Source organism: Acetobacter fallax (assembly GCF_011516735.1).
GTDB lineage: Bacteria > Pseudomonadota > Alphaproteobacteria > Acetobacterales > Acetobacteraceae > Acetobacter > Acetobacter fallax.
Genome location: NZ_WOSX01000090.1, coordinates 1 through 4,824, shown reverse-complemented (window position 1 = coordinate 4,824; position 4,824 = coordinate 1). Strand labels below are relative to the sequence as shown.

Sequence of the window (4,824 nt, the reverse complement as noted above, 5' to 3'; positions counted from 1 at the left end):
CTCGTCGCTCTCGCATACAACTGCAAAAGAATGGCACGGCTTCAAACAGCATAAGCCGGGTCAGCCTCGCCGCCGTGATCCTCAAAATGCCCAACCCGACAGACTGCTAGAGCGTTTTTCTCTCAATCTGGTTCATATCCTGCTGCGGTGAAGAAGTTTGCGCATTCTTTTGGTGAGATCTGATCGATCAGTGTGCCGATCCTGTCCCACAGAGCATCACGTGTGCGTTCTGCGGCTTTGCGGAGATGGGCCTTGAGTTTGGAGAAGGCTTTTTCGATGGGATTGAAATCGGGGCTGCAGGGCGGGAGATAGCGCACGGTCGCGCCTGCGGCTTCGATGGCAGCCTGGATGCCGGGGCCTTTGTGGGAACCCGGATTGTCCATGATGACGATGTCGCCGGGTCGCAGGTCGGGCACAAGGATACGATCAACATAGGTCTGGAAGCTGCGGCCGTTGATCGGACCATCGAGCACCATGGGCGCTACGATGCCGGTCAGTCGCAACCCGGCGACGAATGTCGTCGTTTTCCAGTGACCATGTGGTACGGCGGAACGCAGCCTCTGGCCGCGCAAACACCGCCCATAACGGCGCGCCATATTGGTGGAGGCCCAGGTTTCGTCGATGAAAACCAGCCGCTTCGGATCGAGATCGGGCTGGACATCGAACCAGTCCTGTCGTCGTGTCAGGATGTCCGGCCGGTCCTGCTCCGCCGCGTGAGCGGTCTTTTTTTCCATGTGATCCTATGGCGTGCGAAGAAACGCCACAGTGTGCCGATTGCAAAGTGATGGCCGTCCTCAGCCAGTCGGGCTCGGATTTCGGCCAGGGTCAGATCGTCTTTCCCGGCAATCAGCGCATGAATACGCGCTGCCTGCGCCTCGATCCGGTGAGACAGACGATCCCCGCCACGCGGACTGGCGGCGGCGCTGCCGGTCGCGGTGGCAAGGGCGCACCAGCGAACGGCGCTCGCCGGACTGACGCCAAACCGCTCGGCCGCCTGACGACGCGACAGACCATTCGATACAGCCGCGACAACACGTTCGCGGAGATCCAGAGACAATGTGCGTGATGACATCCAGAACCGGCCCCCATCCCGGCGGTCATCTTGAATCAGATCATCACCACTTTGGGAATCCCAACCAATTCATTCAGCGCAGAAAACGCTCTAACGGAATAAAAAGGGCGGCTATCCGGCTTTACGATTATCTCCATTGCTTCTTCCTGCTCATACTCCATATCGTAATGGCAGACTGTTTTCTTCGCTTGCTTCGTTGCCGTTTCCGCACCGATCAGTCACATTCTTTGATCGGACGCAGGCAAATCGCGCACGGACTACTTACGCCCGCCGCAATCCACGCTGTGGAAGCAAGGCAGGCTCCCGGAACCTGCGCATCCCTGCCCGTTGTCGCCGCGGGGCTCAAAAATCTGCAAGTATGCCGGATATGTGCCTCTACGTGACGTCAGGACCTGGCTGATTGCGAATGTTGCCCGTGCTAATAATACTCTACATGAGAAGCCAGACGTTTCGCTTCAAACTCTTTTTAGACCTGAGCATGAGTTGCTGGGCTCGGCAACGGTGTGCAGGCTTTCCGGACTATGAGAAGAAATGACCATTGTGCCGGCAGTTTTTATATCTGTCATTATTGCGGCCACGTCGACAAGGATCTGTAATAGCACTCTCACCTGACCTCGCCCTGCTCCGCGGGATAGTTTGCCAGGAGAGAACTGACGATTGGTATCAGTTGTAACGACCGGATACGATCCGCCCGTTCACCCATACACACGCGATCGAATGTATGCCGGCGTGACAAATGATTTTCTGGACAGTTTCTTCGGCATTATCCTCCTCACTAGGAAACAGCATACTGACACGAGGGTCCAGCTTGAGTGCGTCGAACATCATGCCGGGACGCAGCTGCCCGACCGGCACGCCGAGAGCTTCCGCGCCTCCGCGTGTTGCCAGCCAGAAAGCCTCAGTGAAATCTATAGCCATCCCCTGAGAACCGCGTTTTTGCTGAAGAAGATCCGGATTAACACCACTTGTGAGCATACGGGCCGCAACAACGGCCTGACGAGCATTTTCGAGGATGGAAGGGGAATAGCCACCTGAAATATCGGTACCCAGACCACAGGCAGTTCCTTCATCAAGAAGATGTCGAATCGGAAGAATAGCACCTGCGAAAAATGCATTTGAAATCGGACAATGCGCAATAGCGGCATGATGTTTGCGGATACGTTTCCTGTCATCTGCACTGGTAAATCCTGCATGGGCCAGCACTGTATGGCGCCGCAGCAAGCCAAATGCTTCAAGCGCCTCTACATCAGTGCAACGAAAACGGTCTTTGACATAATCATGTTCCCAGTCACTCTCGGATGCATGTGTCTGTACCCGTACGTCTGTCTCACAGGCGAGGTCGCCAAGGCCACGCAGGAGGGTTTCCGAACATGCCGGAATGAAACGCGGAGTGATAACCGGCTGGACGAGGCCACCTTCATTTCCAGGCAATTGTCGTACAGCATCAATGAAACGCCGTGTCGCACTGATTGCGGCTTCGGGCTCCGAATATCTGTACGTCTCCGGACAAAGTATCGAATCATCCATTGCGACCAGACCGACAAAACCTCTCTGCCCATATTTCAGGCACGATCGTGCAAGTTCCAGACTCGATTTTTCGTGAATAGTCGCGAAATAAAGTGCTGTTGTCGTTCCCTGTGCCAGAAGAGCAGGAACCAATTCTTCATAAACGCCTCTCGCAAAAGCGATGTCGTTGTAACGTTCTTCAAGCGGGAAGGTATAATTCTTCAGCCATTGCTCCAGTGGTCTGTCGAGTGCTGTACCGAGTTGAGGCCACTGAGGGGCGTGAATATGGAGATCGACGAGACCTGGCATCAGGATTGACCGCTCATCATGCCACGTAGTGTCATGATGCCGAAGAAGCTGATCAAACTGCGAGGTCCCACTCTCCGCACGTTCAACAATCATGCCCGTCTGATCGATAAGCAGAGCTGCTTTTGACAGCACGACTTCGCCGGGCGACAGCGCATCAAGCATACGACCCGCAATAACGGTCCCCACTACACTTTTTCTGCCGGAACTATCAGATAAGGACACTATGATTTTTCTTTCATAAAACTTTACTGCATTCTTAGCAGATTATCAGCATGGTCATTTATATCAAAATCAGAGCCAACAGCTCAGAGCCCTTTTGGAAAAGGTCGGTAACGCCGAAATAAGCTCGGAGGAGGACTTCCACATTAGGCTCAGGACTTGTCTTATGAAATCCGGGTCGCTGTATGCGACAAAGGCAGCAGTCAGGAGGTAGCCACCTCCTGACTGCTGGAGAGAGCGGGTCGAGTCAGGACAGGTCATGACGGGCCGCGAATGAGTATGACCGCCTCTTCTTTTCCTCGGACCTGAACGGATACCTGGGAGAAAATCCCGGATGACAAGCATAGGACAATGGGAAATGGCACAGACATGCTCAAAGCTGGAGAGTAATGCCGTTGTTGTTGGCATTGACGTTTCCAAAGATCATCTTGATGCGGCTCAATATCCAGATGGCGATCAGATACAGACCGCCAACAATGTGAAAGGGCTCAGAGCGCTTCTACGGTGGATTGGCAGGCAACAGGCCGTGCAGGTTGTCTTCGAGGCGACCGGCCCGTTCCATCGTCAACTGGAGAGCCAACTGGCAAAGGCCAGCATCCCATTCTCACGGATCAATCCGCGGCATGCAAGAAAGTTTGCTGAGGCAACCGGGAAGCTTGCAAAAACGGATCGGGTAGATGCCATGATGCTGGCCAGGATGGGGCACTTCCTGAACCCAGGACGTCTGAGATCTGCAGCGAGCAGCAGTCTGCGCTACAGGAACTGGCAGCTGCACGACGAAATCTGACCCGTGACAGGACTGCCCTGCTTAATCGCCAGAAAAACCTGCAGCTCAGTCTTCTGAAACGTCTGACACGCTATAGACTTCGTCAGACAGAGGCTCAGGTCGCAGCCATCGATCAGGCAATCAGCGAACTAATCTCGACAGACGGGAGCCTCTCTCGAAAACGCGCCATTCTGGTCAGCATTCCAGGTATTGGAGAGGCCACCGCTGCGATGCTGATTGCTGATATTCCCGAACTGGGAACACTGGAAAATGGACAGGTTGCTGCGCTCGCAGGTCTGGCTCCTGTCACCAGGCAGTCAGGAAAGTGGCAGGGTAAAAGCTTTATTCGGGGTGGTCGGATTCATGTCAGAAACGCCCTGTACATGCCTGCTCTGGTTGCTATGCGGCATAACCCTAATCTTCGAAGCATCTATCTTAGTCTGACGGATAAGGGAAAGCACGCAAAAATGGCTTTGACCGCTCTCATGCGGCGTCTCGTCGTTCTGGCGAATGTCCTGTTACGCAATGACCGGGTATGGGAACCACGCCATACTTGACCAAGACGGATACTCATTCTTTGAGCCAGAAGATGACGCTTGCTGCGATATGGATTGCGGACATGAAAGTATGAGCACATCTGTCATATCTGGTTGCCACCCGTCGCCAGTCTTTGAGCTTTGCGACCATGTTTTCGAGCAGATGGCGCTTTTTATACAGATGCCAGTTGTAAGGTGGCTTTGATTTCCGGTTCTTCTTTGGAGGAATGCAGGCGGTGATATTGCGGTCTGCGAGAGACTCTCTGATCCGGTTACTGTCATAGCCCCGGTCCCCGATGACTTCTTCTGTCTCGTCGGGGAAATCTGCCAGAAGCACGTCTGCGCCTTTAAAGTCACTGACCTGACCTGCAGTCAGATGCAGCCGGACCGGACGGCCCTGACCATCGCACACGACA

At 54.2% G+C, this 4,824-nt stretch carries 5 protein-coding genes; 2 read left to right on the top strand and 3 right to left on the bottom strand.

The window, feature by feature from the left end; translation table 11 throughout:
• Positions 1-122 precede the first annotated feature (122 nt).
• Both GOB85_RS18345 and GOB85_RS18340 read right to left on the bottom strand, forming a co-directional pair.
• Positions 123-1,072 (bottom strand): IS630 family transposase gene (locus GOB85_RS18345; protein WP_408737088.1). Its coding sequence is split into 2 segments (ribosomal slippage): positions 123-730 and positions 730-1,072, totalling 951 coding nucleotides; the frame shifts between segments, so codons are not numbered across the junction.
• Positions 1,073-1,735: 663 nt separating this feature from the next.
• Positions 1,736-3,073 (bottom strand): amidohydrolase family protein, encoded by a 1,338-nt coding sequence (locus tag GOB85_RS18340; RefSeq protein WP_338421813.1) that lies wholly within the window; start codon positions 3,071-3,073, stop codon positions 1,736-1,738.
• 391 nt (positions 3,074-3,464) lie between these two features.
• Between GOB85_RS18340 and GOB85_RS19515 the strand changes: the two genes are divergently transcribed.
• Both GOB85_RS19515 and GOB85_RS19510 read left to right on the top strand, forming a co-directional pair.
• A complete protein-coding gene (locus tag GOB85_RS19515; protein WP_242011629.1) occupies positions 3,465-3,893 on the top strand; it encodes an IS110 family transposase in 429 nt (142 codons plus the stop codon).
• 209 nt (positions 3,894-4,102) lie between these two features.
• Complete coding sequence (locus tag GOB85_RS19510) at positions 4,103-4,429, top strand: transposase (RefSeq protein WP_242011628.1); 327 nt, start codon at positions 4,103-4,105, stop codon at positions 4,427-4,429.
• A 13-nt stretch (positions 4,430-4,442) separates the two neighbouring features.
• Here GOB85_RS19510 and GOB85_RS18330 read toward each other — a convergent pair.
• A partial coding sequence (locus GOB85_RS18330) for an IS5 family transposase (RefSeq protein WP_173579006.1) occupies positions 4,443-4,824 on the bottom strand: 382 nt, incomplete at its 5' end.

What these genes read in the sequence shown, in the direction of transcription:
- GOB85_RS19515 (WP_242011629.1), top strand. Translation starts at nt 3,465, where the DNA reads ATGGCACAGACATGCTCAAAGCTGGAGAGTAATGCCGTTGTTGTTGGC.
- GOB85_RS19510 (WP_242011628.1), top strand. Translation starts at nt 4,103, where the DNA reads ATGCTGATTGCTGATATTCCCGAACTGGGAACACTGGAAAATGGACAG.